We start from the raw sequence: 20679 nt of genomic DNA, 5'->3' as shown, positions 1-20679 counted from the left end.
AGAACCCGATGGCCTCGACCGGTCGACCGTGGCACCACAGCGCACCGCCCGTCACATCGCCCCCACCCTGCGCCGGACCGCATCGATGTAGCCCCGCACCAACTCGTCCGCGGCGGCGAGGTCGCCGCCGAGCCCGGCGGACAGCGCCGTCATCGCCGCGCGGTAGGGGACACCGAGCCCCTCGTCCTCCATCAGGCCCGAGTCGGCGACCCTGGCGTTGTAGGCGCGCAGCAGGCCGCGCAGCTCGTCGAGCCGCGCGGCGCGCGCGACCAGGTCGGCGTGCAGGCCGACGAGTTCGCGGTGGACCCGCTCGGCGTGGTGCTCGGTCGAGACCAGCGCGCGCCGCATCCGGCCCGTCCCCACCCCCCGCGCGGCCCGCAGCGCGCCCAGCCGCATCCGCAGCTCGGCGGCGTGCCCGGGGACGGCGGCCGGGGGGTGGCCGGGGGTGCGGAACCGCAGGGCCAGCGCGCGGGTCCGGTCCTCCTCGGCCTCGACGATCTCGGCCAGCATCGCCAGCCGCGCCAACCGGGCGGCGTTGCCCTCCTCCTGCCAGCGCCGGGCCAGGCGCGCGGCGGACGAGTCCAGCCCGCTGAACTGGACCACGACCGGGGTCCCGCCGCGCAACAGCGGCCACACCGTCTCGGTGAGGACCTTCTCCGGCGCGCGGGAGTCGTCGATCCTGGTCACCGCGAGCGGGGCGCCGCCGGTCGGCCCCGTGTCCGGCCTGCCGCCGCTCTCCCCGCTGATGCGCTCGGCCACCTGCGCCGGGGTCTTGCCCGCCGCGTCGACGAACACGCCCGCCCACCCGTCCCAGCCGGCCTCCTCGTCGTCGGCCACGTCCAGGTCGGGCCGCGCGCTGGGCGGCGCCCCCACCCACCCGGCGACCACGGGAACGTACTGGACGATCACCTCCACCGGGATCAGGTAGGCGAGCCCCACCCGGTCGTCGGTGTACTCGGTGACCACCATGCCCAGCACCGCGTTGGTCGCCTTGTCGATCACCCCGGCCCCGCTGAACCCCCCGCGCACCCGCTCCCCCGGCTGCTTGGAGTTGAGCTGGACCCACTCGCCGCCCGCGCCCGCGGGCCCCGCCAACTGGGCGTCGTTGACCCAGACGCCGTACTGGTGGGGGTGGGGGAACCCGTAGGTGCGCACCACCCGGTCGCGCACGAACCCCAGCCGCACCAACGGCGCCCCCGGGACCTCGGGGAAGGCCGTGTCCAGTTCCAGCAACGCGATGTCCCGCCGCCCGTCCTCCAGCGCGGGCGCCCACCCGTCACCCCGGACCCGCGCGCGGGACTCCGGCATCCCCGGGCACCCCACGAACCGCACCAGCACCTCGGGCGGCTGATCGGCGGGCCGCCCCCTCCGGGCATCCTCGACCACGTGCGCGCAGGTGAGCACGGTGGACCCGCCCAGCAGCATCCCGGCACCCACTGCCTCACCCGACAACCCCAGCACGCACACCCGCCAGGGTTCCGAATCCGCAGAGCGCCAGTCGGTCTCGCCTCTGTGCTCGCTCACTGAGGCCAGAGACTAGGGCGGCCGTCCGGCGACCGGGCCCGGCTCGGACGTTTCCGGCCACCGAATCACCCGATCGGCCGTAAACCGTACGTTGCCCTGGACAGCCGCCTACCCGATCGGGCGGGTGGCCCTGGCGAAGTGCGCGGTGGCGACACCGAGCAGGACGCCCCACAGCACGAAGTAGGGGTCCCACAGGAACAGGTGCCAGTAGAAGGCGTACCAGTCCGTGCCGGGCGGCGCGTCGATCACCCCCACGACGACCAGCGCCTCGGTGACCACGATCGTCCCCCCGTAGCCGATGAGCAGCACCGTGCCCGCCCACCCTCCCGCCAGGAGCAGCCACCGCGGGAACACGCGCCCCCACCGCTGGACGAGCGCGAGCGCGAGGGCCATCCCCGCGACCTTCACGACGACGGCCCCCCACGCGAGCAGCGACGCCGCGCTGTCCCCCCTGCGGACCAGGTCGGCGATGGTCCCGCCGACGGTGTCGATGCCGACCTCACCGCCGAGCGCCCAGTAGAGGCTGACGAGCGCGAACGCGCCCGCCCAGTAGAACGCCGCCCACCCCGCCCAGGTCTTCTCCCGCTGCTCTCGCGCGCTGTCCACCACGTCCCCTGACACTTTTGCGGCTTGCGGTTCGTTGCCCCCACGAGAGGCTACGACGGAGAGGAACGTACATGGGTGCCATCGGCACGCTACTGGGCTACCTGCTGAGCGCCTTCATCCTGGTGCTGGTGGTCAGGGTGGTCCTGGACTGGGTCGCCGTGGCCCGCCGCGGACCGCACTGGGTCGACCGGGCGCGCGGGGTCACGCACGCGGTGACCGAGCCGGTCATCGCCCCGGTCCGCCGCCTGATGCCGCCGCTGCGGGCGGGGGGCATCGGCATCGACCTGGCGTTCACAGTGGTCTTCGTGCTCGCGCTGATCCTGCGATCGGTGGCCTTCTCGCTCTGAGCGCCACCGGGTTTCCGCCGCGCACGCGCCGGGCGGGACCGCCGTCGCCATCATCGTCCACAGTGGACCAGAGCGCCGGGGGTCGCCGAGGCGTAGACTCGAGGAGTCTCCCGTCGGGCGCTTCGCGGCCCGGGGGTCGACCGCAGTGGTCGAGCGTTCTTCTCGATCGCCTCGAACCCGAGCGAAAGGCCCCCACCTTGTCTTACGAAGCCAACTCACCCCCCACGGGCGACACCCTCCAGGAAGAAGCGGGCTGCCAGGCCTGCGCGCACCCCCTCACCGCCCACGACGCCATCGCGCTGCGCTTCTGCGGGGCGACGACGGTCAGCGGGAACGCGCGGGGCTGCATGTGCTCCGGGCACTCCGCGGGCATGACGTACGCGAACTCCACCCGTGAGCCGATCAGCGGTGACCACGAGCCCTCTCGCGGGTGAGCACCCCGGCTCGGGCACGCTCCCAGCAGGCCCTCCGTGGGTGAGACGGGCGACGACGCGGTCCAGCACGTCCGGGACGCTGTCATCACCGGCCTGCGCGGCGGTGGCACCGGCCTCGCCGCGATCGAGTCGGTGTGCCGCGCGTGCGTGGACCTGTTGCCGGTGGACGGCGCGTCGGTCTCGGTGATGACCGGTGTGGCCAGCCGGGAGAGCCTCTACGCCAGCGACCTGACGGCGAGCCGCATCGAGGCGCTGCAGTTCAGCCTCGGCGAGGGGCCCTGCTTCCAGGCGTTCGACACCCAGCGCCCCGTGTTCACCCCGGACGTGCGGGCCACCGGCGCCGCGGCGTGGCCGGTGTTCGCGGCCGAGATCGTCACCGAACCGGTGGGGGCGGTCTTCGCCTTCCCGCTGGTCAGCGGCGCTATCAGCATCGGCGCGCTGGACATGTACCGGCGCGCGCCGGGCTGGCTGTCCCGCGACCAGGTCGCCGTCGCGCTGCGCGTGGTCGACATCGCGACCCTCGTGCTGCTCGGGCTGCGGCTCGGCGAGGTCCAGGGCGCGTGGACCGACCTGCCGCTGAGCCACGCCCAGGTGCACCAGGCGACCGGAATGCTCATCGCGGAGTTCGCCATCCCCGCCGAGCAGGCGCTGGCCCGGTTGCGCGGGTACGCCTTCGCCATCGGCCGCCTCGTCGACGACGTCGCCGACGACCTGGTGTCGCGCAGGCTGGCGCCCGTCGCCCTGGGTCCGCCGTGACCGCTCGCGCGGCAGCCCCGCCGCCCAGGCCCTTACGCTGACCCGAGGAGAGAGGAACGAGGTCCCTGTCGTGGAGACATCAGAATCAGCGCGCGAATCGCAGCTACTGACCGCGTTCGTCAGGATGGCCGACACCCTGGTCGACGATTACGACATCGTGGAGCTGGTGCACCAGCTCGTGGCCTACTGCGTCAGCCTGCTGAACGCGGACGCGGCCGGGCTGGTGCTCTCCGACCAGCGCGGCGGCCTGCAGGTGCTGGCGTCCTCGACCGAGGAGACGCGGCTGCTCGAGCTGTTCCAGGTCCAGACGAACCAGGGCCCCTGCCTGGACTGCGTCACCACCGGCGAGCCGGTCTTCGCGCCGGACCTGGCCGCCGAGACCGCCCGCTGGCCCCGGTTCGTGCCCAGAGCGCTGGACCAGGGCTTCGCCTCGGTGCACGCCATCCCGCTGCGGCTGCGCCGCGAGACCATCGGCGCCCTCAACCTGTTCGGCGCGCGCCCCGGCCGACTGCGCGCCCAGGACACCGACCTGGCCCGCGCGCTGGCGGACACCGCCACCATCGGCATCATGCAGGAGCGGGCCATCCACCGCGGCGAGGTGCTCACCGAGCAGTTGCAGAACGCCCTGAACAACCGGGTGACCATCGAGCAGGCCAAGGGCGTGCTGGCGCACGCGGGCCAGGTCGACATGGACGCGGCGTTCCAGGCGCTGCGGGTTTACGGGCGCGGGAACAACGCCCGGCTGTCCGATGTCGCCCGCCAGATCGTCACGCGGGCACTCGATCCGCGTGTGATCCTGGGTGCGGGCAAACAGCCCATGTCCTGATCCGCCCCACTCCGTCCGCTCCGGACGGACACCCCCGCAGACCGACACCGCCCATGACCCCGGCGGCTCGGCGACGCGCCGAACCCGACTGCCGGGAGGCCGAATGTCAACACTGTCCTCATCCTTCTCCCCCGACCGCACGGAGGACTTCACCGCGCTGATGCGGGAGGTCCGCGGCTCGGGGCTGCTGGAGCGCCGCCGCCGGTACTACGCCGTGCGGATCGGGCTCAACCTCGTGGCCTTCGCCGCGGGCTGGGTCGCCTTCTTCCTGCTGGGCGACTCCTGGTGGCAACTGCTCACCGCGGCCTTCCTCGCGGTGATGTGCGCCCAGCTCGCCTTCATCGGCCACGACGCCGGGCACAAGCAGATCTTCCGCACGCACCGGGCCAACGACCTGGTCGGCAACCTGCACGGCGGCCTCGTCGGCATCGGCTACCAGTGGTGGATCAGCAAGCACGTGCGCCACCACGCGAACCCGAACCACGAGGAGGACGACCCGGACCTGGACATCCCGCTGCTGGCGTTCTCCCGGTCGCAGGCGCACACCAAGAGCGGGTTCGTCCGGTGGACGACCAAGAACCAGGCGTTCCTGTTCTTCCCGCTGCTGCTGCTCGAGGGCCTCAACCTGCACCTGGCCGGGTTCCGCGCGGCCATGAGCGGCGAACTGCGCGCCCCCCGCCGGGAGCTGCTGCTGCTGGTCGCCCACGTCGCGCTGTACGTGACCGCCGTGGTGCTCGTGCTGTCCCCGCCGCTGGCGATCGCGTTCATCGCCGTCCACCAGGGCCTGTGGGGCGTGTACATGGGCTGCTCGTTCGCGCCCAACCACAAGGGCATGCCGACCGTCGCGCCGGGCACCAAGCTGGACTTCCTCACCAAGCAGGTCATGACCAGCCGCAACGTCAAGGGCGGCCGCGTCGTGGACTTCATGCTGGGCGGGCTGAACTACCAGATCGAGCACCACCTGTTCCCGAACATGCCCCGGCCGAACCTGCGCCACGCCCAGGTCATGGTCCGGGCCTTCTGCGCCCGCAACGGCATCGAGTACGCCCAGTGCGGCTTCATGACGTCCATGGGCCACGTCCTGCGCCACCTGCACGAGGTGGGCGCCCCGCTGCGCAAGGCGGCGTGACTCAGCCCTCGCCCCGCGCGGCGGCGCGGCCGGGTCCCACCAGCGTGGACCGGAGGTCGAGGAACCGGTCGAGGCCGGTCGGCTCCAGCGCCGGGTCGTCGCGTGCGGGCCTCGACCAGCACCCGCCGCCCAGGAACCGCAGGCCACGCGGGACCAGCACCACCCCGCGAACGTCCGCGTCCCCCTGACCGTCGAGCCGCAGCCGGTGCGGCGCCTCGGACAGGATCGGCGCCGCGCGGGCGTCCAGCGCGCCGGTCACCCTCAGCAGCACCTCCGCCTCCCTCGCCGGGACGGGAACACGACCGCAGGGGACCTCCTCGCGGGCGGTTTCGCTGGGTCTCAGCGCCGCACCAGCGAGGAGTGGGCGTCCCCGAACACCCACGGCGGCAAACCTTCGATGAAGTCCCGGGGGAAGCCCGGGGTGAACCGCCCAGCCGCGGTCAACCGGTCCGCGGCCTCGGCCGGGAGTTCGAGGCGGAGGGCGCCGAGGGTGTCCGCCAGGTGCTCGACGGTGCCCGCCCCGGTGATGGGGTGCACCGCCCCGGGGCGCGCCAGCAGCCAGGCGATGGCGACCTGGGCGGGGGTGGCGCCCAGGTCGGCCGCCACCGCCCGCAGCTCGGTGACCACCGCACGGGTCCGCTCGTCCGGGGCGGCGGCCAGCGCGCCGTGGGCCAGCGGCGACCACGCGGCGACGCTGAGGCCCAGCGCCTCCGCCATCGGGAGCAGGTCGCGCTCGACGTCGCGCTCCAGCAGGTTGTACGGGACCTGGATGCCCGCGAAAGACGTCCACCCCCGCAGCTCGGCGAGCGTGTTGGCCCGCGAGACCACCCACGCGGGGGTGTCGGAGATGCCGATGTAGAGCACCTTCCCGGCCCGGACGACGTCGTCGAGCGCGCGCATGGTCTCCTCGACCGGGGTGTCGCGGTCCCACACGTGGACCCAGTAGAGGTCGATGTGGTCGGTGCCCAACTGGCGCAGGCTCGCCTCCAACGAGCGGACCAGGTTCTTGCGGTGGTTGCCCGCGGCGTTGGCGTCGCCGGGGTCGCGCGAGAGCGTGTACTTGGTCGAGAGCACGAAGCGGTCCCGCCGGGCGCCGAGGACGGCGCCGATCGCGCGTTCGCTCTCCCCGTCGCCGTAGTTCACCGCGGTGTCGATGACGTTTCCGCCCGCCTCGGTGTAGTGGTCGATGATCCGGGCGCACTCCTCGCGCGAGGTGCCGCCGCCGCCGAAGCGCATGGCGCCGAGGAAGAGCTCCGACACCCGCAGACCCGTGTTGCCGAGCAGCCGGTAGCGCATCAGGATGGTCCTCCGGGGGGCTGGTCGGCCTTGTTCGCCATGGCGGCCAGGTATTCCCGCCACGGTTTGTCCGGGAACCGGTCCCGCACCAAGGCCCGGTTGACCCGCAGCAGTCCGGCGTCCGGCTCAGCCATCCACCGGGACAGCTCAGCCCCGGCCTCGGCGGGCGCGGCCGGGTCGACCGCCACGCGAGCGTACTCCGGCCCGAAGTGGTCGTCGAAGGCGTTGTACGGGGTGACCGCGCACGGGACGCCCGCCAGGGCGGCCAGGGCGGGGCCGAGGCCGACGGTCTCGACGTCGGGTTGGTTGGGGGTGAACAGGACCGCGCCGGAGGTGGCGCGGGCGAGGCGGAGCAGGTCGACCTCGTCGAGGCGCCAGGTGCCGGTGCGGTCGCGGTGGCTGGAGACGGGGACGCCGTCGAGGAAGTGGATGGCGGACCCGGCCCCGGTGCGGGCGACGGCGCGGCGGACGACGCCCGCGTAGGCGGGGTCCTCGTCCAGGCTGCCGAAGACCAGGAGGACTGGTTCGGGCAGGCCCGCGGCCGTGTGCGCCGCGCGCGCGGCGGCGAAGACCTCGACCGAGATCTCCACCCCCTTCACCGCGAACACCCGCACCGGGACCAGGACGACGGGCCGGTCGGGGTCGATGCCGCGTCCGCCGAGGAACTCGTGGTGGCGCTGCTCCAGGCCGCCGTCGGGGATGAGCGGCAGGACGTTCGTCAGCAGTTCGGGGACGAGGTCCGTGGGGTAGGCGGCGGTCTCGCGCAGCAGTGCCGGGGAGATGACCGCCCACCGGTCGGACGGGCTGCTGCCGGGCAGCGGGGTGAACTCGTTGGGGGCGGCGGGGTAGAAGCGCCTGCCGTCCTCGAAGATCGCGCAACTGCCGAACAGGTCGTGGTCCCAGTGCAGGACACCGCCGTCGCGCCCGTCGCCCCACCGGCGGTCGGCGGCGCGGTGCAGGGCGGCGGTGACGAACACGGCGTCGGGCAGCGTCAGGTTGATGGCGACGACCCAGTCGACGTCGTGATCGGTGAACCAGCGGTGGAAGTACTCGGCGTAGGCGTCGGTGTGGGCCTCGATCCGCTGCCGCAGCGCCGCCCGGCGCCCCTCGTCGAGTTCGTCGGCCGCGGCGACGTCGGCGCGGATCTCGTCGAGCGCGGCCCCCCACTCGTCGACGGGCAGGTCCACCGGGACGGCGTCGGACACGCGCAGCCAGTCGGGGTACTCGGCGCCGGGCAGGCCGCGGGGGAAGAAGCCCTTCTTGTCCGCCCGCCAGGAGTAGCCCAGGTCGGCGGTCACCGGGACGTCGAGCAGGCCGGCCGCCCGCGCCCGGTCGACCACGTTGCGGAAGATCGTCAGGAGCCCGCTGACCGGCAACCCGTCCCCGCTGACCAGTGCCCACCGCACCCGCGACCTCCCACCGTCGTGATCCAGCCCTGTCATGATCCAGTTCCACCGGGGAGGTACCCGCGAGCGGCGGTGTCGTCACACGGCCGTGTTCGCGGCCTCGTCCGCGTCGCCGTGCTCGACCTTGGCGGCTCGCCTGCGCCTGCGGTCGAGGAAGTACATGACGGGCGCGGCGGTGAGGCCGTGCAGCAGGATCGAGCCGACGACGACCAGGGCGACCACCCGCCACAGGGTCTGCGGGTCGGCGAACTCGCCGTGCCCGAGGGCGTAGGTGATGTAGAACAGCGAGCCGACGCCGCGGACGCCGAAGAACGAGATGACCACCCGTTCCCGGGGGCCGGTGCGACCGCCCGCCAGGCCCGCGACGCCCGCCAGCGGCCGGATGATCAACAGCACCGCGGCCGCGAAGCCGACCTCCACCCAGCGCAGGCCGTCGAACAGCCCGGTCACCACGGCGCCGCCCAGCAAGAACACCACCAGCACGGTCAGCATCCGCTCGGCCTGCTCGACGTAGCTGTGCAGGACCTGGTGGTAGCCATCGGACCGCTCGCCCGCGCGCAGGGTGCACGCGCACACGAACACCGCGATGAAGCCGTAGCCGTTGGCCAGTTCGGCGGCCCCGTAGGCCAGGAAGGTGGCGGCCAGCGCCACGAACCCCTCGGCGTGCTTGGCCAGCCGGAAGTCCTCGTCCGGGGCGGCGAAGACCAGCTTGCGCAGCAGCCAGCCGACCAGCGCCCCGAGCGCCATCCCGACGGCGAGCCGCCACAGCACGTCCACCCCGAGCCAGTGCGGCAGCCAGCCCGACGGCGCGACGCCGACCACGCTGACGGCGATGGCCGCGTAGGTGAACGGGAACGCCAGGCCGTCGTTGAGCCCGGCCTCCGAGGTGAGCGCGAACCGCGCCTCGTCCTCGTCGTCCTCCTCGTCGTCCGCGGGCTCGCCCACCTGGACCTCGGTGGCCAGCACCGGGTCGGTCGGCGCGAGGACGGCGGCCAGCAGCAGCGCCGCCGCCGCGCCCAGCCCGAGCGCGGCCCACCCGAGCACCCCCACCGCCAGCATCGACAGCGGCATGGTGATCCCCAGCAGCCGCCAGGTCGTCGACCAGCGCCGCCACCCGACCGGCCGGTCCAGCGCGAGACCCGCGCCCATGAGCGACACGATCACGCACAGTTCCGTCAGGTGCTGCGTGATGTCGCTGTGCGCGAGCGGGTCGGGGTCGGGCAGGCCGTCGACGAGCCAGAAGACCAAGGCTCCCGCGCCCAGGAAGATCATGGGCATCGAGATGGGGAGCCGGGACAGCACCCGGGGCAGCACCGCGGCGGCCAGGGTGCCCACTCCTGCCGCTGCGTAAACCCACGGTCCGGGGTCAGCCACCAGGTACCTCCATCTCCACCCGAGCGCGTCGACTCTAATTACCCGTCGTCACGTCCTCTTAACCCTGTTCAGTGAGGCCGCCTGCCCAGAAGCCCCCTCCCCTAGGCTCGCCGGGTGGCACCTCGATCAAGCAGGCCGCGGCCGATGACCGCGCGCGGGTGGGCCGTGGCGTCGTCGCTGCTCGCCCCGGTGGCGTTGATCGGGGGTTGGACGCTGGCTGCCGCCGCGCGACCCGGGTTCGACCAGGCGCGGCAGACGATCAGCGCCTTGGCGGCGGTGGGGGCGCCGCACCGGTGGATCATGACCGCGGGGCTGGCGGTGGTCGGGGTCTGCCACGTGGTGACCGCGGTGGGGCTGACCGGGGCGCGGCCCGCCGGGCGGGTGTTGCTGGCGGTGGGCGGGGTGGGCACCGCCGCGGTCGCCGCTGTTCCCGACCCCCTGGGCGGGCATGCGATCGCCGCCGCTGTGGCGTTCGGGGCGTTGTCGGTGTGGCCCGCGGTGGCGGGGGCGCCGGGGAGGCGGAGTTCGTGGGCGGCGACGGCGGTCCTGGTGGCCTGCCTGGCGGGGTTCGGGTGGTCGTTGCAGGCGGGTCACCTGGTCGGGCTCACCGAGCGGGTGCTGGCGGGGGCCCAGGTCTGCTGGCCCGCGATAGCCGTCCTGGCCCGCCGCCCGCCTCCCGGCTAGGTNGGCACGCCAGTCCACGCCGTGTGCGGGTGGCTCACTCCTCGATGGACAGCGCCTGCGCCGGGCACACCGACACCGCGTCGCGCGCCGTGTCCTCGCTGGTGGGCTGGTCGGTGAGCAGGACGACGATGCCGTCGTCGTCCTGGTCGAAGACGGTGGGGTCGGTCAGGACGCACTGGCCTGCGCCGATGCAGGCCTCGGTGTTCGCCTTGATGCGCATGGTGGTTCTCCTCACCAGGTCACGGGGAGCTCGTAGACGCCGTAGCCGCCGGCGCCGGACTTGAACGGGATGTCCGCCACCGATCGTGCCAGCCGTAGCGCAGAGATCATGTTCGCGGTCGTCTCGTGGCCCGCGACGAGCAGCAGGAAGGCCGTGCTGACCATGCCGGCGCGGTCGGTGTCGCCGCCCGCCCGGCGCTTGGCGATCTGGCGGCTGACCAGGCCGTCGCCGGGCTCGGCCTCCTCGCGCTGGATCAGCTCGTCCAGGTAGGCGCGCAGGAACCCGCGCCGTCGGGCGGCGCGGCCGACCAGGGCGGCGGTGCGCTCCTGGAAGGAGTCGTGGTCGGCGTAGGCTCGCAGATCACCAGCGAGGGCACCGGCAGCGCCCGCACCAGGTCGACCGGGCGGTGCTCGGCGGCCAGCGGCTCGTCGACGAACCGGTCGACGACCTCCTGCACGCGCGGACGAGCGCGGCCAGCCGCGGGACCGCCCGCGGATGCCCGGATCGGCGTTGGGAATCGGGAAGTTGTTCTTGCGCCGGTCGGACGAGACCCGGCGGTCGGCGAGGACCGCGCGCCCCTGCTCGTGGCCCGACAACCGGAACCTTGGCGACCGGGGCTTCCGAGGGTGGTGGGCGTGCACAGCGAGCAGATCATCGAGGCCGCGCGGGTGCTGTTCGTCCAGGTCGGGGCGCACGTGCCGATGGAGGAGATCGCCAGGGCCGCCGGGGTCGGCGTCGGCACCCTCTACCGCCGCTTCCCGGATCGGGACGAGCTGGTCAGGGCCGTCAGCCCGGACGTCGAGATCGGCGCCATGGCGCCGCGCCGCGTGTTCGCCCTGGTGGTGGCAGGCCTGCGGACCGAGACCGGCGCCCCGCTGCCCGGTCGGCCGGTGGACCACCGCGACATCGAGGAGCCGCGCGCCCGGGGCGGCCTGATCCGCGTCGAGCAGCCAGGCGAATCCGAGCAGGGCCCGCTGAAGCACCCCCGGAACCCATGCGCGCCCGCGACCCCCGACCCGAGAATCCAGGCAGCACTATCACTGACGGCGTACACCACGGTCCGGCGTGGCCGACGCCGTGACGCCGCCACCGAGCGCCTGGGGCTCCCCCTCCGCCGCGGTGCCCACAAGGCCCCTGGGGGCTTGATCGACGCTGCTACCGTCGCCGCGTGACTCCCCTCGATGAGTTGGTCTCCATTTCCGGGCCGGGGATCGGTTCCGCGGCGGGGCCCGGGTGCGGCAACCCGGAGTTGGAGCGGCTTCTCGGGCTGCGCAACGGGTTCTTCGCGTTCGAGTCGGCGTTGCTCGTCTTCCCGTGGGGCGGCGGCGGGGCGGTCCCGAGTGTGCAGGAGTGGAACTCCGGCGAGTCGTGGCGGTCGCTCTACCCGGAGATCCCGGACGGGGTGGTGTTCTTCGCCGAGGACGTCTTCGGCGAGCAGTTCGCCTTGACGGACGGGAGGGTCGAGCGGTTCTCCCCGGAGACCGGGGTGTTCGCGGCGTTCGCGGAGGACCTGGGCGGGTGGGCCGACCACGTCCTGGACGACTTCGCGAACGAGACCGGACACCCCCTCGCCCACGCGTGGCAGGTGGCGAACGGCGCGCTGCCGACCAGGGTGCGCCTGGTGCCGCGCATCCCGTTCACCCTCGGCGGCGAGTACCGGTTGGACAACCTCGTCGCCATGGACCGGCTCAGCGGGATCGAGTACCGGGCCGAGATAGCCCGGCAGATCCGCGGCCTGCCGAACGGGACGACGGTCAGCCTCAAGGCCCAGTAGCGCCCGGAAGTTGGCACTCCCGGACAGCCACCCCCTCACCCCGGCCACACGCCGCCCGCCACGTCTTCCGCTCCGACCCGGTCGTTGCCTACGGTTCACCCGACAGCCGTGCCGCCGAAGGAGCCCCCGTGCGTCGTGACATCGTGAAGAGGTCGGCGGTGCTGGCCACCGCGCTGGCGATGGGCGCCGCCGCGTTCCTCGGCCCGCAGGCGTTCGCCGGGCAGCCCGCCCCGACCGCCGCTGTGCTCCAGGCCAGCGCGTTCGCCAAGGGGCCGGACCCGACCGAGCAGTCGATCCGGGCCCAGAGGGGCACGTTCGCGGTGTCGACGCTGGCGGTGCCCAGCGTTCCGGGGCGGGCGTTCAACCGGGGGACGATCCACTACCCCACCGACACCTCCCAGGGCACCTTCGGCGCCGTGGTCGTGAGCCCCGGGTTCTTCGGCCCGGAGTTCAGCATCGCCTGGTACGGCGCCACCCTGGCCTCGCACGGTTTCGTCGTGCTGACCCTGGACACCAACTGGCTGTTCGACCAGCCCGACGCGCGCGGGGACCAACTCCTCGCGGCCGCCGACTGGCTGGCGGCGCAGTCCCCCGCCAAGGACCGGGTGGACCCCGACCGGCTCGCGGTCATGGGCCACTCCATGGGCGGCGGCGGCAGCCTGATCGCCGCGAGCAAGAACCCCGCGCTCAAGGCCGCCATCCCCCTGACCCCGTGGAACCCCAACCCCGACTTCAGCGCCGTCACCGTCCCCACCCTGATCCTCGGCACCGACAACGACACCATCGCCCCCGCCGCCCGCCACGCCGACCGGATGTACGCCTCGCTGCAGGACAAGCCGGACCAGGCCTACCTCAAGCTCAAGGGCGACCACTTCACCCCGAACTTCTACTCCCCCACCCTCACCAAGTTCGCCGTCACCTGGCTCAAGCGCTACGTGGACGACGACACCCGCTACTCGCGGTTCCTCTGCCCCACCCCGGCCGCGGACACCGACATCCTCAGCTTCCAGCTCCGCTGCCCGGTGTAGCGGTTCGACAGCCACCACGACCAGTCGATCCGGTGGAGCTCGCGCAGGTCGGATCAGGCGCAGGTAGCGTCGGACCGACCAGGTGACCGGCGAGTTCAGGAGGCTGTCCGTGTCCGTGTACGAGTTGCCCGCGCCCTCGACCCGGGCCGATGGGCTGCGCGACCGCATGGTGGCGTTCATGCAGGACCACGTGCTGCCCGCCGAGACCGCTTACGCCGAGCACCGCCGCGCGGCCGGACCGGACGGGCACGAGGTGCCGCCGGTGGTGGAGGAGCTCAAGGAGCGGGCGCGGGCCGAGGGGCTGTGGAACCTGTTCCTGCCCGCGGAGTCCGGGCTGACCCAGCTCGAGTACGCGCCGATCGCCGAGCTGTCCGGGTGGAGCCTGGACCTGGGGCCCGAGGCGATCAACTGCGCCGCGCCCGACACCGGGAACATGGAGCTGCTGCACCTGCTGGGCACCGAGCGGCAGCGGCGCGAGTGGCTGGCCCCGCTGCTGGCCGGGCGGATCCGGTCGGCCTTCGCGATGACCGAGCCCGACGTGGCCAGCAGCGACGCGACGAACATCGCCACCAGCATCGTGCGCGACGGCGACCAGTACGTCGTCAACGGGCGCAAGTGGTGGACCAGTGGCGCGATGGACCCCCGCTGCGCCGTGTTCATCGTCATGGGCAAGACCGACCCGGCGGCCGCGGCGCACCGGCAGCAGTCGATGGTGATCGTCCCGCGCGACACCCCCGGCGTCACGGTGGTGCGGGACCTGCCGGTCTTCGGCCACCACGACCAGCACGGGCACGCCGAGGTCCGCTTCGACGACGTGCGGGTGCCGGTGGACAACGTCATCGGCGAGGAGGGCGGCGGGTTCGCCGCCGCGCAGGCCCGGCTCGGGCCGGGGCGCATCCACCACTGCATGCGCGCCCTCGGCGCCGCCGAGCGGGCGCTGGCGATGCTGGTCGACCGGGCGAGCAGCCGGGTGGCCTTCGGCGGCCCGCTGGTCGACCAGGGTGTCGTGCGCCAGCAGATCGCCGAGTCCCGCCTGGAGATCGAGCAGGCCCGGCTGCTGTGCCACCACGCCTGCCACGTCATCGACACCGAGGGCAACAAGGCCGCCAGGAACCTCGTCGCCCTGGCCAAGGTCGCCGTCCCGCGCGCCGCCACGGCGGTGGTCGACCGCGCCATCCAGGTCCACGGCGGCGCCGGCGTCACCGACGTGACCCCGCTGTCGGCCATGTACGCCTGGCACCGCGCCATGCGCCTGTTCGACGGGCCGGACGAGGTGCACCTGCGCTCGGTGGCCAAGGCCGAGCTGCGCCGCAAGCCCGCGCTGACCCTGCCCCGGTAGCCCGGCCGCCGCGTGGGACCACTGCGTCTAGGCTGTCGCGATGGTTGTGTGGATTGAGGCCGCCCGGTGAGCGCGCGGTTCGAGGAGCTCGACTGGCGGCCGACCCCGTTGGGGGAGCTGGTCCTGCGGCGCAGGCGCGACCCGGTGAGCGGGCGGGACGTGCACGAGATCAAGCTCGGGGACGAGTTCTTGATGTCGAGCATGTTCACCGTGTCCGAGGTCGCGCTGGGGCGGTTGGCGCTGGCGCGGTTGGGCGGCTCGGAGCTGGACGTGGCCGTGGGCGGGCTCGGGCTCGGCTTCACGGCGCGGACCGTGCTGGACAGCGACGCGGTGCGGTCCCTGGTGGTCGTGGACGCCCTGGGTGAGGTGATCGAGTGGCACGAGCGCGGGTTGATCCCGGCGGGGGCCGAGCTGACGGCCGATCCCCGGTGCCGCTTCGTCCACGGTGACTTCTTCGCCCTCGCGCTGGGCGACCAGGGGCTGGACCCGGAGCGGCCCGGGCGGCGGTTCGACGCGGTGGTGGTCGACATCGACCACTCCCCCAGGCACCTACTCAACCCGGGCAACGCGGTGTTCTACGAGCCGGACGGGCTCGCCCGCGTCACCGGCCTGCTGCGCCCGGGCGGGGTGTTCGCCCTGTGGTCCAACGACCCGCCGGACGCCGAGTTCACCGCTGTGCTGTCAACGGTGTTCGACGACGTCGCGGCGGAGGTCGTCACCTTCGACAACCCGTTGCAGCAGCGGGACGCCACCGCGACCGTCTACTTGGGAACCAGCCCGGGCTGACCGCCCGAGGCGTCGCGGAGCACGGCGCGCGCCTCGTCCTCGGCGGTGCCCGGCGGGATGACGACCAGGCGGATGCGACTGCGGTTCGCCCGCAATAGGGCCACCGAGTCCGACGCCGCGTGGCGGAAGCCCGCCACGCGCACGACCGAGCCGCCGGTGGTGCGCCTGCGCGCGGTCGTGTCCCAGTCGTCGAGGTGGTAGGTGACGCGGCTGATGGGACCGCCCGCGTCCAGGGCGGCGATCAGCCCGGGGAACTCGGCGGCGAGGTCGGTCGAGCGGGGCGAGTCGGGTGCGGACTTCGGGGGTGCTGGTCGTGAGCTGGTCCGAGATCATCTCGGCGCTTCCCGCCCCCGGCCGGTCGAGCCGACCGGACCTCGTGCCGCGCCCCAAGCGGCGCCGACTTGACCGCAGGCGCTCGACACGCCCTCGGCACCGCCACCCTGCGGCGCGAACGGGGTACGGTCGACGGTGACGGGACCCCGTCGCCTGGGCACCTCATGCCCGGCCCGGCCCCGCGGTCGAAGAGCGGACCCCACACCATGTCACCCGAGTACGTCTCACGCTACGAAGCCAGGGTGGACCTCGTCCGCACGACGCTGCAGGAGGCGTCCACGTTGGACGCCAAGAGCGCCGAGGCGCTCGCCGTGCGCGTCGTCCATGTCTTGGACCACGTCCCGGAACGCGTCCGGTAACCCTCGCTCGCCCGGGGCGGGGCTGACCGCCTCGGCCCGGGCGGCGTGCGACGACCCAGGCGCGGCGGCGCCTGCCCAGGCCCGCGAGTCCGGGGAGCCGAACTCCTCTGCGGGCGCGGTGACCCCGGCGAACATGGCTGACCGTCCCGTCTGCCGGATGACACGGTCGTTGTGCCTGGCCATGGGGCGGCGCCGTTCGGGGTCAGTGGTGGCAGACCGCCTCCAGGTTGATGCCGTGCGGGTCCGTGACGAACGCGCCGTGGTACTTCTCGTGGTAGAGCGGGTGGTCACCGGGGGCGTGCAGCGAGGTGGCCCCGTGCTCGATGGCGGTGTCGTAGAAGGCGCGGACGGCCTCGTGGGTCTCGACGGTGAACGCCAGGTGCATGTTCGTCCCGACCTGGCCCCCGTCGACTAGCCAGAAGTACGGTTTGTGCTCCCAGCCGAAACCGTGCATGGCGGGCAGCTTCTCGGAGGTGGGGACGGTCATCGTCGTGCCGATCCCGATCGCGGCGAGGACCGGCTGGTAGAAGGCCACGGCGGCGGACAGGTCGGGGACCGCGATGTTGAGGTGGTCGATGCGGGAGCCGGTGAAGCCGGGGGTGCTCATGGTGTGACTGTGGCACACGCCGCGGTCAGCTTCGGTCCGCGAGCGGGCGGCTCGGCCTGTAGTAAACCGGAGGCGCCCAGGCGCGGGGCGGCGAGATCCTGCGCACCGTCGTCGGGTCCGGGGTGCACGGGATCGCCAACGCGGGCACCGGCGACCACGACGAGACGGGCGTCTCCGTCGAGTCCGCGGACACGGCCTTGGGCGTCGGAAAACCCTTGGAGCACTCCGTCTTCCGCACGCGGCCCGAGGGCGAGCGATCCGGCCCCGGCGACCCGGACCTGGTCATGTACTCGCTGCGGAAGTACCTGCGCCTGGCAGTCGAAGGCGATCCGACCGCGCTGCTGCCGCTGTTCGCGCCCGCGGAGTCGGTCCTGACGCTGACCTCGCTGGGCGAGGAGCTGCGGGAGCTGGGCCCGAGCTTCCTTTCCCAGGAGGCAGTGCACCGGTTCTTGGGCTACAAGAACGCCCAACGCGACCGGCTGCCGGGAGTGTCCACACGGAAGACCCCCAACCGGCCGGAACTGGTCGCGGCGCACGGCTACGACGTCGAGTACGCCTCACACGCCTTGCGCCTGGCGTATCAGGGCCTGGAACTGGTGACGACCGGCGCGCTGACCCTGCCCATGCCGGAGCGCGAACAGGAGCGCGTGCCGCGGGTCAAGCGGGGGCCGTTCCCGACCAGGCCGAGGTGCTGGCCGAGATCGCCGACGTCCAACGCCAGGGCGAGGCGGCGCTGCCGACCACCGGTCCGCCGCACGTGCCCGACCTGGACGCGGTGTCGGCCTGGGCGGCGGACGCCCACCTGCGGCACGGGAAGGGGGGATGGGCGGGTTCACCGGAGAAGGGCGCGCACTCCATCCTCGTCACGGTGGATCAGCTTGTCCGACTCGGCATAGGCCAGCAGTGGCGGGATGTCGTCGGGCGCGGCCAGGAGGCGATCGGCCAGGTCGTCGACAGGGCACGGGTTTCCCCAGGCGGCGATGCTGACGAGGTCCGCGGCGAGGCGGGTGTAGCGGGTCCGGACCGCGTCCTCGGTGAGCCGGGTGGCGAGGTCGGCGGGGAGGGCGAGTCGGTCGGTGGCCGGGGGCGGGTGCTCGACCAGTCGGCAGCCGTCGTCCTCCGGTGCGAGGACGCCCGCTGAGAGCAGGAGGGTGACGGCGTCCCGGTTGGTGGTCAGGGTCGGGGCTCCGAGCTGGGCGCGCACGTCGGGATCGGGGCGGTGGCCGACGAAGGGCTCGTCGTACCAGGAGGCGGTGCGGTGGGGACCGTGTCCCGAGGCGAACCAGGCGACCTCCATGCAGTGGTAGCCCAGGACCATCCGCCATCCCGGGTCCGCGCTGCGCACCGCCGGGTGAGTGCGTTTGACCCAGCGGGGCAGGGACTTGGCGGTGGCCGGCCAGAACTGGGCGAGCCACTCGTCTTCCCCGTCATCGTCCCCGATGGGCCGTCGCGAGACGCGCACGTCGAACAGCCCGCTGCGCCCCAGATCGAGCGTGTCGTCCTCCTCCCCACCGGAGACCAGGCCCAGCGCGACCCGGCCCGACCGGCTGCGGAACGGGGTCCGCACGACGTCCGCCCAGGCGTCGAGGTCGCTCGGCGGCTCGGTGTCGTGCGCCTCCAACCGGACCTGCTGGGGCGGGTCGCCCGCGCTGCCGTGCAGCCACCCGTCGCCCGCCGTGGCGAGGGCGCCCGGGAGGGCGCGGGTGGCCAACTCGTGGAGCACGTCCGCCCGCGCGGCGGGCAACCCCTCGGGGTCGAACCGGTCGCGCACGACGAGCGTGCCGAAGTCCGGCAGGTAGTCGGTGTCCTCCAAGATCCCCAGAATCCCCATTCGGCCACCATAGCGACGGGGACCGACAGGATCGGGGTCAGAGGCCCGCCTCGGCGTGGATGTCGTCCACGACGTCGAAGTACTCCTCGTCGTCGGGGATGTCCTCGGCGGCGGCGAGGCGGGGGGCGAGGTCGGGTTCGACGGCGCGGAAGCGGGCCTCCCACTCCTCGGCGTTGTGCCGCCAGTAGCCGACCACGGAGTAGCGGTCGGCGGGGAGGCCGAGGGCGTGGCGGAGGTGCTTGCGCACGTCGCGGGTGGCGCTCATCTCGCCCGCGACCCACAGGTAGCCGGGACCGGGCGGGAGGTCGTGGGCGAGCACGGCGGCGGTGAGCCGCGGACCCGCCTGCGAGGGGTCGGCGGTGATCCAGTCGACGGTCACGCCGGGGAGGGGTTGGCGGTCGGCGTCGTCCTCGATGACGCAGAGGGCGTGCGCGCGGGCGCCGGGCGCCAGGTTCTCCGCGATCCGGCCGAGCGCGGGCAGGGCGGTGGCGTCGCCCGCGAGCAGTTGCCACTCGGTGTCGGGGGGCGGGGCGTACTTGCCCGCCGGGGACCCGCTGAGCAGCACGGGGTCGCCGGGCTGGGCGGCGCGCGCCCACTCGGCGGCCACCCCGCCGTCGTGCAGGACGAAGTCGAGGTCGATCTGGCCGGTCTCCGCGTCGCGCCTGCGGATCGTGTAGACCCGGCGGGGCTCGCCGTCCCCGGGGAAGACGACGCGGCAGGACTCGTCGGGCAGACCGCTGCCCTGGTAGGACTTCAGCTCGTCACCGACGAGCGTCACGCGCAGCATTCGAGGCGTCACGTGCGCGGTGCGCAGGACCGTGGCGTGGTATGCCGTCATGGCGGATGCCCTTCTGTGACTACGAGCCCGTTGCAAGGATAGGTTAGCCTCCCCTAATGTGCGCGGAGAGTATCGGGTAATCCGACCGCATCACCCCTGTGGAGTAGCACGAATGAGATCGACATCATCTCGGTGCCTGGCCGCGATCACGGCCGCCGTCCTCGCCCTCACCGCCGCGTGCGGCAGCGGCGACTCGTCGGGGTCGTCAGACCCGGGGTCGGGCGAGAAGCGCACTGTGCAGACGCCCAAGGGTCCGGTGGAGGTTCCCGCCGAGCCGCTGCGGATCGTCGCGATCGACTTCCAGATCCCCTACATCCTGCTCGACCTCGAGGCCAAGCTGGCGGGGGCGATCGATCTGACCGCCGCCAAGGACGGCGAGCCGTTCCGCGGCCTGGAGATCATCGGCAACGACGCGGGCGAGCTGAACTACGAGGCCATCGCCAAGGCCGACCCGGACCTGGTGATCGGCGGCGACTACCAGGAGGCCGAGTACGATCAGCTCAAGGACCGCTACCCGACCGTGCTCGTCCCGGCGGTCGGCGACGAGCCCGGCTGGAAGCCGCAGGTGCGCGCGGTGGCCGAAGCGGTGAACAAGACCGCGAAGCTCAACGAGCTGGAGGCCGAGTACCAGGATCGCGTGACCGAGCTCAAGGGTGAGCACGGCGCCAAGCTGACCGCCTCGAAGTGGGCCACCCTCGGCACCTACGACGGTTCCGGCTGGTACCTCTACGACAAGGTCGGCGGCCCCTCCACCGTCCTCGCCGACCTGGGCATCCCCTTCGACGAGGCCACCACCAAGGTCGCCGACGGCAACGTCGCCCAGTACTCGGTCGAGCAGCTCAACCAGCTCTCCGGCGCCCAGGTCCTGCTCTTCGACGACCTCGGCCCCCCGGTCACCGCCGAGGGCGCCTCGGCCAAGCTCAAGGCCGACCCCCTGTTCACCTCGCTGCCCGCCGCCCAGTCCGCCAAGGTCTTCGACGGCCAGTTCAACGTCATCGACTACGGCGACGCCACCCGGGTCCTCGACCGCCTGGACGAGATCCTCGGCCAGCTCTGACCCGCGGTCCGACGAGGGCCGCCCCGGCTTCCGGGGCGGCCCTCGTCGTCGTCTCAGGCACTCGGCCCGGTGTCGCATGCCATCCGGGCCTGGGGACCCCGTCACCTTTTCGCGGCCCCTGATCA

Annotated in this window: 25 protein-coding genes and 1 pseudogene; 14 read left to right on the top strand and 12 right to left on the bottom strand. The window is 73.1% G+C overall.

The window, feature by feature from the left end:
- Window positions 1-51 precede the first annotated feature (51 nt).
- Both GCL84_RS19510 and GCL84_RS19505 read right to left on the bottom strand, forming a co-directional pair.
- Window positions 52-1524 carry a trypsin-like peptidase domain-containing protein gene (locus GCL84_RS19510; protein ID WP_235926451.1) on the bottom strand — a complete coding sequence of 491 codons (1473 nt, stop codon included), beginning with the start codon at window positions 1522-1524 and terminating at the stop codon, window positions 52-54.
- Between the two features lie 108 nt (window positions 1525-1632).
- Window positions 1633-2130: a DUF3995 domain-containing protein gene (locus GCL84_RS19505; RefSeq protein WP_235926449.1), complete on the bottom strand. Its 498-nt coding sequence runs from the start codon at window positions 2128-2130 to the stop codon at window positions 1633-1635.
- A 71-nt stretch (window positions 2131-2201) separates the two neighbouring features.
- On the opposite strand from GCL84_RS19505, the gene GCL84_RS19500 reads away from it, so the two are divergent.
- The 5 genes from GCL84_RS19500 to GCL84_RS19480 all read left to right on the top strand — a co-directional run bounded on the left by GCL84_RS19500 (window position 2202) and on the right by GCL84_RS19480 (window position 5622).
- Window positions 2202-2477, top strand: a complete 276-nt coding sequence (locus tag GCL84_RS19500; RefSeq protein ID WP_156756956.1) for a YggT family protein — start codon at window positions 2202-2204, stop codon at window positions 2475-2477.
- Between the two features lie 197 nt (window positions 2478-2674).
- Window positions 2675-2911, top strand: coding sequence for an RGCVC family protein (locus tag GCL84_RS19495; protein WP_156756955.1), 237 nt, complete (start codon window positions 2675-2677; stop codon window positions 2909-2911).
- Window positions 2912-2947: 36 nt separating this feature from the next.
- Window positions 2948-3667: a GAF and ANTAR domain-containing protein gene (locus GCL84_RS19490; protein ID WP_156756954.1), complete on the top strand. Its 720-nt coding sequence runs from the start codon at window positions 2948-2950 to the stop codon at window positions 3665-3667.
- 70 nt (window positions 3668-3737) lie between these two features.
- The gene (locus GCL84_RS19485; RefSeq protein ID WP_328618781.1) at window positions 3738-4493 is read left to right on the top strand and encodes a GAF and ANTAR domain-containing protein; all 756 of its coding nucleotides are present in this window, start codon (window positions 3738-3740) and stop codon (window positions 4491-4493) included.
- Window positions 4494-4596: 103 nt separating this feature from the next.
- A complete protein-coding gene (locus GCL84_RS19480; protein ID WP_156756953.1) occupies window positions 4597-5622 on the top strand; it encodes a fatty acid desaturase family protein in 1026 nt (341 codons plus the stop codon).
- A gap of 1 nt (window position 5623) precedes the next feature.
- Here GCL84_RS19480 and GCL84_RS19475 read toward each other — a convergent pair whose 3' ends face one another.
- The 4 genes from GCL84_RS19475 to GCL84_RS19460 form a co-directional block, all read right to left on the bottom strand.
- Window positions 5624-5893 carry a hypothetical protein gene (locus GCL84_RS19475; protein ID WP_156756952.1) on the bottom strand — a complete coding sequence of 90 codons (270 nt, stop codon included), beginning with the start codon at window positions 5891-5893 and terminating at the stop codon, window positions 5624-5626.
- Between the two features lie 68 nt (window positions 5894-5961).
- On the bottom strand, window positions 5962-6918 hold the full coding sequence (locus GCL84_RS19470; protein ID WP_156756951.1) for an aldo/keto reductase: 957 nt from the start codon (window positions 6916-6918) through the stop codon (window positions 5962-5964).
- The gene (locus GCL84_RS19465; RefSeq protein WP_156756950.1) at window positions 6918-8360 is read right to left on the bottom strand and encodes a hypothetical protein; all 1443 of its coding nucleotides are present in this window, start codon (window positions 8358-8360) and stop codon (window positions 6918-6920) included. The genes GCL84_RS19470 and GCL84_RS19465 overlap by 1 nt, the downstream gene beginning before the upstream one ends.
- Window positions 8361-8402: 42 nt before the next feature.
- A complete protein-coding gene (locus GCL84_RS19460) occupies window positions 8403-9698 on the bottom strand; it encodes a cation:proton antiporter (protein WP_156756949.1) in 1296 nt (431 codons plus the stop codon).
- 144 nt (window positions 9699-9842) lie between these two features.
- On the opposite strand from GCL84_RS19460, the gene GCL84_RS19455 reads away from it, so the two are divergent.
- Entirely contained in the window at window positions 9843-10382 is a 540-nt protein-coding gene (locus tag GCL84_RS19455) for a DUF998 domain-containing protein (RefSeq protein WP_156756948.1), read from the top strand.
- 34 nt (window positions 10383-10416) lie between these two features.
- Here the strand turns inward: GCL84_RS19455 and GCL84_RS19450 are convergent, their stop codons facing one another.
- Both GCL84_RS19450 and GCL84_RS19445 read right to left on the bottom strand, forming a co-directional pair.
- Window positions 10417-10602, bottom strand: coding sequence for a ferredoxin (locus tag GCL84_RS19450; protein WP_156756947.1), 186 nt, complete (start codon window positions 10600-10602; stop codon window positions 10417-10419).
- Window positions 10603-10613: 11 nt separating this feature from the next.
- A complete protein-coding gene (locus tag GCL84_RS19445) occupies window positions 10614-11198 on the bottom strand; it encodes a cytochrome P450 family protein (protein WP_156756946.1) in 585 nt (194 codons plus the stop codon).
- A 39-nt stretch (window positions 11199-11237) separates the two neighbouring features.
- Here GCL84_RS19445 and GCL84_RS19440 point away from each other — a divergent pair, with 39 nt between their 5' ends.
- The 5 genes from GCL84_RS19440 (at window position 11238) to GCL84_RS19420 (ending at window position 15529) form a co-directional block, all read left to right on the top strand.
- Complete coding sequence (locus GCL84_RS19440) at window positions 11238-11774, top strand: helix-turn-helix domain-containing protein (RefSeq protein WP_235926447.1); 537 nt, start codon at window positions 11238-11240, stop codon at window positions 11772-11774.
- Window positions 11771-12376 (top strand): SMI1/KNR4 family protein, encoded by a 606-nt coding sequence (locus GCL84_RS19435; protein WP_156756944.1) that lies wholly within the window; start codon window positions 11771-11773, stop codon window positions 12374-12376. The genes GCL84_RS19440 and GCL84_RS19435 overlap by 4 nt, the downstream gene beginning before the upstream one ends.
- Window positions 12377-12504: 128 nt before the next feature.
- On the top strand, window positions 12505-13404 hold the full coding sequence (locus GCL84_RS19430; RefSeq protein WP_235926445.1) for a poly(ethylene terephthalate) hydrolase family protein: 900 nt from the start codon (window positions 12505-12507) through the stop codon (window positions 13402-13404).
- Between the two features lie 166 nt (window positions 13405-13570).
- Window positions 13571-14743: an acyl-CoA dehydrogenase family protein gene (locus GCL84_RS19425; protein WP_156756991.1), complete on the top strand. Its 1173-nt coding sequence runs from the start codon at window positions 13571-13573 to the stop codon at window positions 14741-14743.
- A 66-nt stretch (window positions 14744-14809) separates the two neighbouring features.
- Window positions 14810-15529, top strand: a complete 720-nt coding sequence (locus GCL84_RS19420; protein ID WP_156756943.1) for a polyamine aminopropyltransferase — start codon at window positions 14810-14812, stop codon at window positions 15527-15529.
- Here GCL84_RS19420 and GCL84_RS30160 read toward each other — a convergent pair.
- Window positions 15505-15798 (bottom strand): annotated as a pseudogene (locus tag GCL84_RS30160) (DUF5994 family protein); the annotation flags it as partial. The gene GCL84_RS19420 and the pseudogene GCL84_RS30160 sit on opposite strands and share 25 nt — an antisense overlap.
- Before the next feature lie 270 nt (window positions 15799-16068).
- On the opposite strand from GCL84_RS30160, the gene GCL84_RS29390 reads away from it, so the two are divergent.
- A complete protein-coding gene (locus tag GCL84_RS29390; RefSeq protein ID WP_197523365.1) occupies window positions 16069-16221 on the top strand; it encodes a DUF6307 family protein in 153 nt (50 codons plus the stop codon).
- Between the two features lie 202 nt (window positions 16222-16423).
- On the opposite strand, the gene GCL84_RS19410 is transcribed toward GCL84_RS29390, so the two are convergent.
- Entirely contained in the window at window positions 16424-16828 is a 405-nt protein-coding gene (locus GCL84_RS19410) for a VOC family protein (RefSeq protein ID WP_156756941.1), read from the bottom strand.
- A 95-nt stretch (window positions 16829-16923) separates the two neighbouring features.
- Here GCL84_RS19410 and GCL84_RS19405 point away from each other — a divergent pair, with 95 nt between their 5' ends.
- On the top strand, window positions 16924-17724 hold the full coding sequence (locus GCL84_RS19405; protein WP_328618782.1) for a DNA polymerase beta superfamily protein: 801 nt from the start codon (window positions 16924-16926) through the stop codon (window positions 17722-17724).
- Here GCL84_RS19405 and GCL84_RS29385 read toward each other — a convergent pair.
- Both GCL84_RS29385 and GCL84_RS19400 read right to left on the bottom strand, forming a co-directional pair.
- Window positions 17661-18659: a hypothetical protein gene (locus GCL84_RS29385; RefSeq protein ID WP_197523363.1), complete on the bottom strand. Its 999-nt coding sequence runs from the start codon at window positions 18657-18659 to the stop codon at window positions 17661-17663. The two genes, GCL84_RS19405 and GCL84_RS29385, sit on opposite strands and share 64 nt — an antisense overlap.
- Before the next feature lie 37 nt (window positions 18660-18696).
- Window positions 18697-19497, bottom strand: coding sequence for a siderophore-interacting protein (locus GCL84_RS19400; RefSeq protein WP_156756940.1), 801 nt, complete (start codon window positions 19495-19497; stop codon window positions 18697-18699).
- A 112-nt stretch (window positions 19498-19609) separates the two neighbouring features.
- On the opposite strand from GCL84_RS19400, the gene GCL84_RS19395 reads away from it, so the two are divergent.
- Window positions 19610-20554 carry an ABC transporter substrate-binding protein gene (locus tag GCL84_RS19395; RefSeq protein WP_156756939.1) on the top strand — a complete coding sequence of 315 codons (945 nt, stop codon included), beginning with the start codon at window positions 19610-19612 and terminating at the stop codon, window positions 20552-20554.
- The last annotated feature ends 125 nt before the right edge of the window (window positions 20555-20679 follow it).

Source organism: Actinokineospora pegani (assembly GCF_009745975.1).
In the GTDB taxonomy this organism is placed as follows: Bacteria; Actinomycetota; Actinomycetes; order Mycobacteriales; family Pseudonocardiaceae; genus Actinokineospora; species Actinokineospora pegani.
This window is presented reverse-complemented; position numbering and strand designations above follow the sequence as displayed.

Bases quoted from the DNA above. Each gene is read 5' to 3' on its own strand.
- GCL84_RS19395 (WP_156756939.1), top strand. From the start codon at position 19,610: ATGAGATCGACATCATCTCGGTGCCTGGCCGCGATCACGGCCGCCGTC.
- GCL84_RS19500 (WP_156756956.1), top strand. From the start codon at position 2,202: ATGGGTGCCATCGGCACGCTACTGGGCTACCTGCTGAGCGCCTTCATC.
- GCL84_RS19455 (WP_156756948.1), top strand. From the start codon at position 9,843: ATGACCGCGCGCGGGTGGGCCGTGGCGTCGTCGCTGCTCGCCCCGGTG.
- GCL84_RS29390 (WP_197523365.1), top strand. From the start codon at position 16,069: ATGTCACCCGAGTACGTCTCACGCTACGAAGCCAGGGTGGACCTCGTC.
- GCL84_RS19400 (WP_156756940.1), bottom strand. From the start codon at position 19,497: ATGACGGCATACCACGCCACGGTCCTGCGCACCGCGCACGTGACGCCT.
- GCL84_RS19470 (WP_156756951.1), bottom strand. From the start codon at position 6,918: ATGCGCTACCGGCTGCTCGGCAACACGGGTCTGCGGGTGTCGGAGCTC.
- GCL84_RS19425 (WP_156756991.1), top strand. From the start codon at position 13,571: ATGGTGGCGTTCATGCAGGACCACGTGCTGCCCGCCGAGACCGCTTAC.
- GCL84_RS19450 (WP_156756947.1), bottom strand. From the start codon at position 10,602: ATGCGCATCAAGGCGAACACCGAGGCCTGCATCGGCGCAGGCCAGTGC.
- GCL84_RS19480 (WP_156756953.1), top strand. From the start codon at position 4,597: ATGTCAACACTGTCCTCATCCTTCTCCCCCGACCGCACGGAGGACTTC.
- GCL84_RS19465 (WP_156756950.1), bottom strand. From the start codon at position 8,360: ATGACAGGGCTGGATCACGACGGTGGGAGGTCGCGGGTGCGGTGGGCA.
- GCL84_RS29385 (WP_197523363.1), bottom strand. From the start codon at position 18,659: ATGGGGATTCTGGGGATCTTGGAGGACACCGACTACCTGCCGGACTTC.
- GCL84_RS19410 (WP_156756941.1), bottom strand. From the start codon at position 16,828: ATGAGCACCCCCGGCTTCACCGGCTCCCGCATCGACCACCTCAACATC.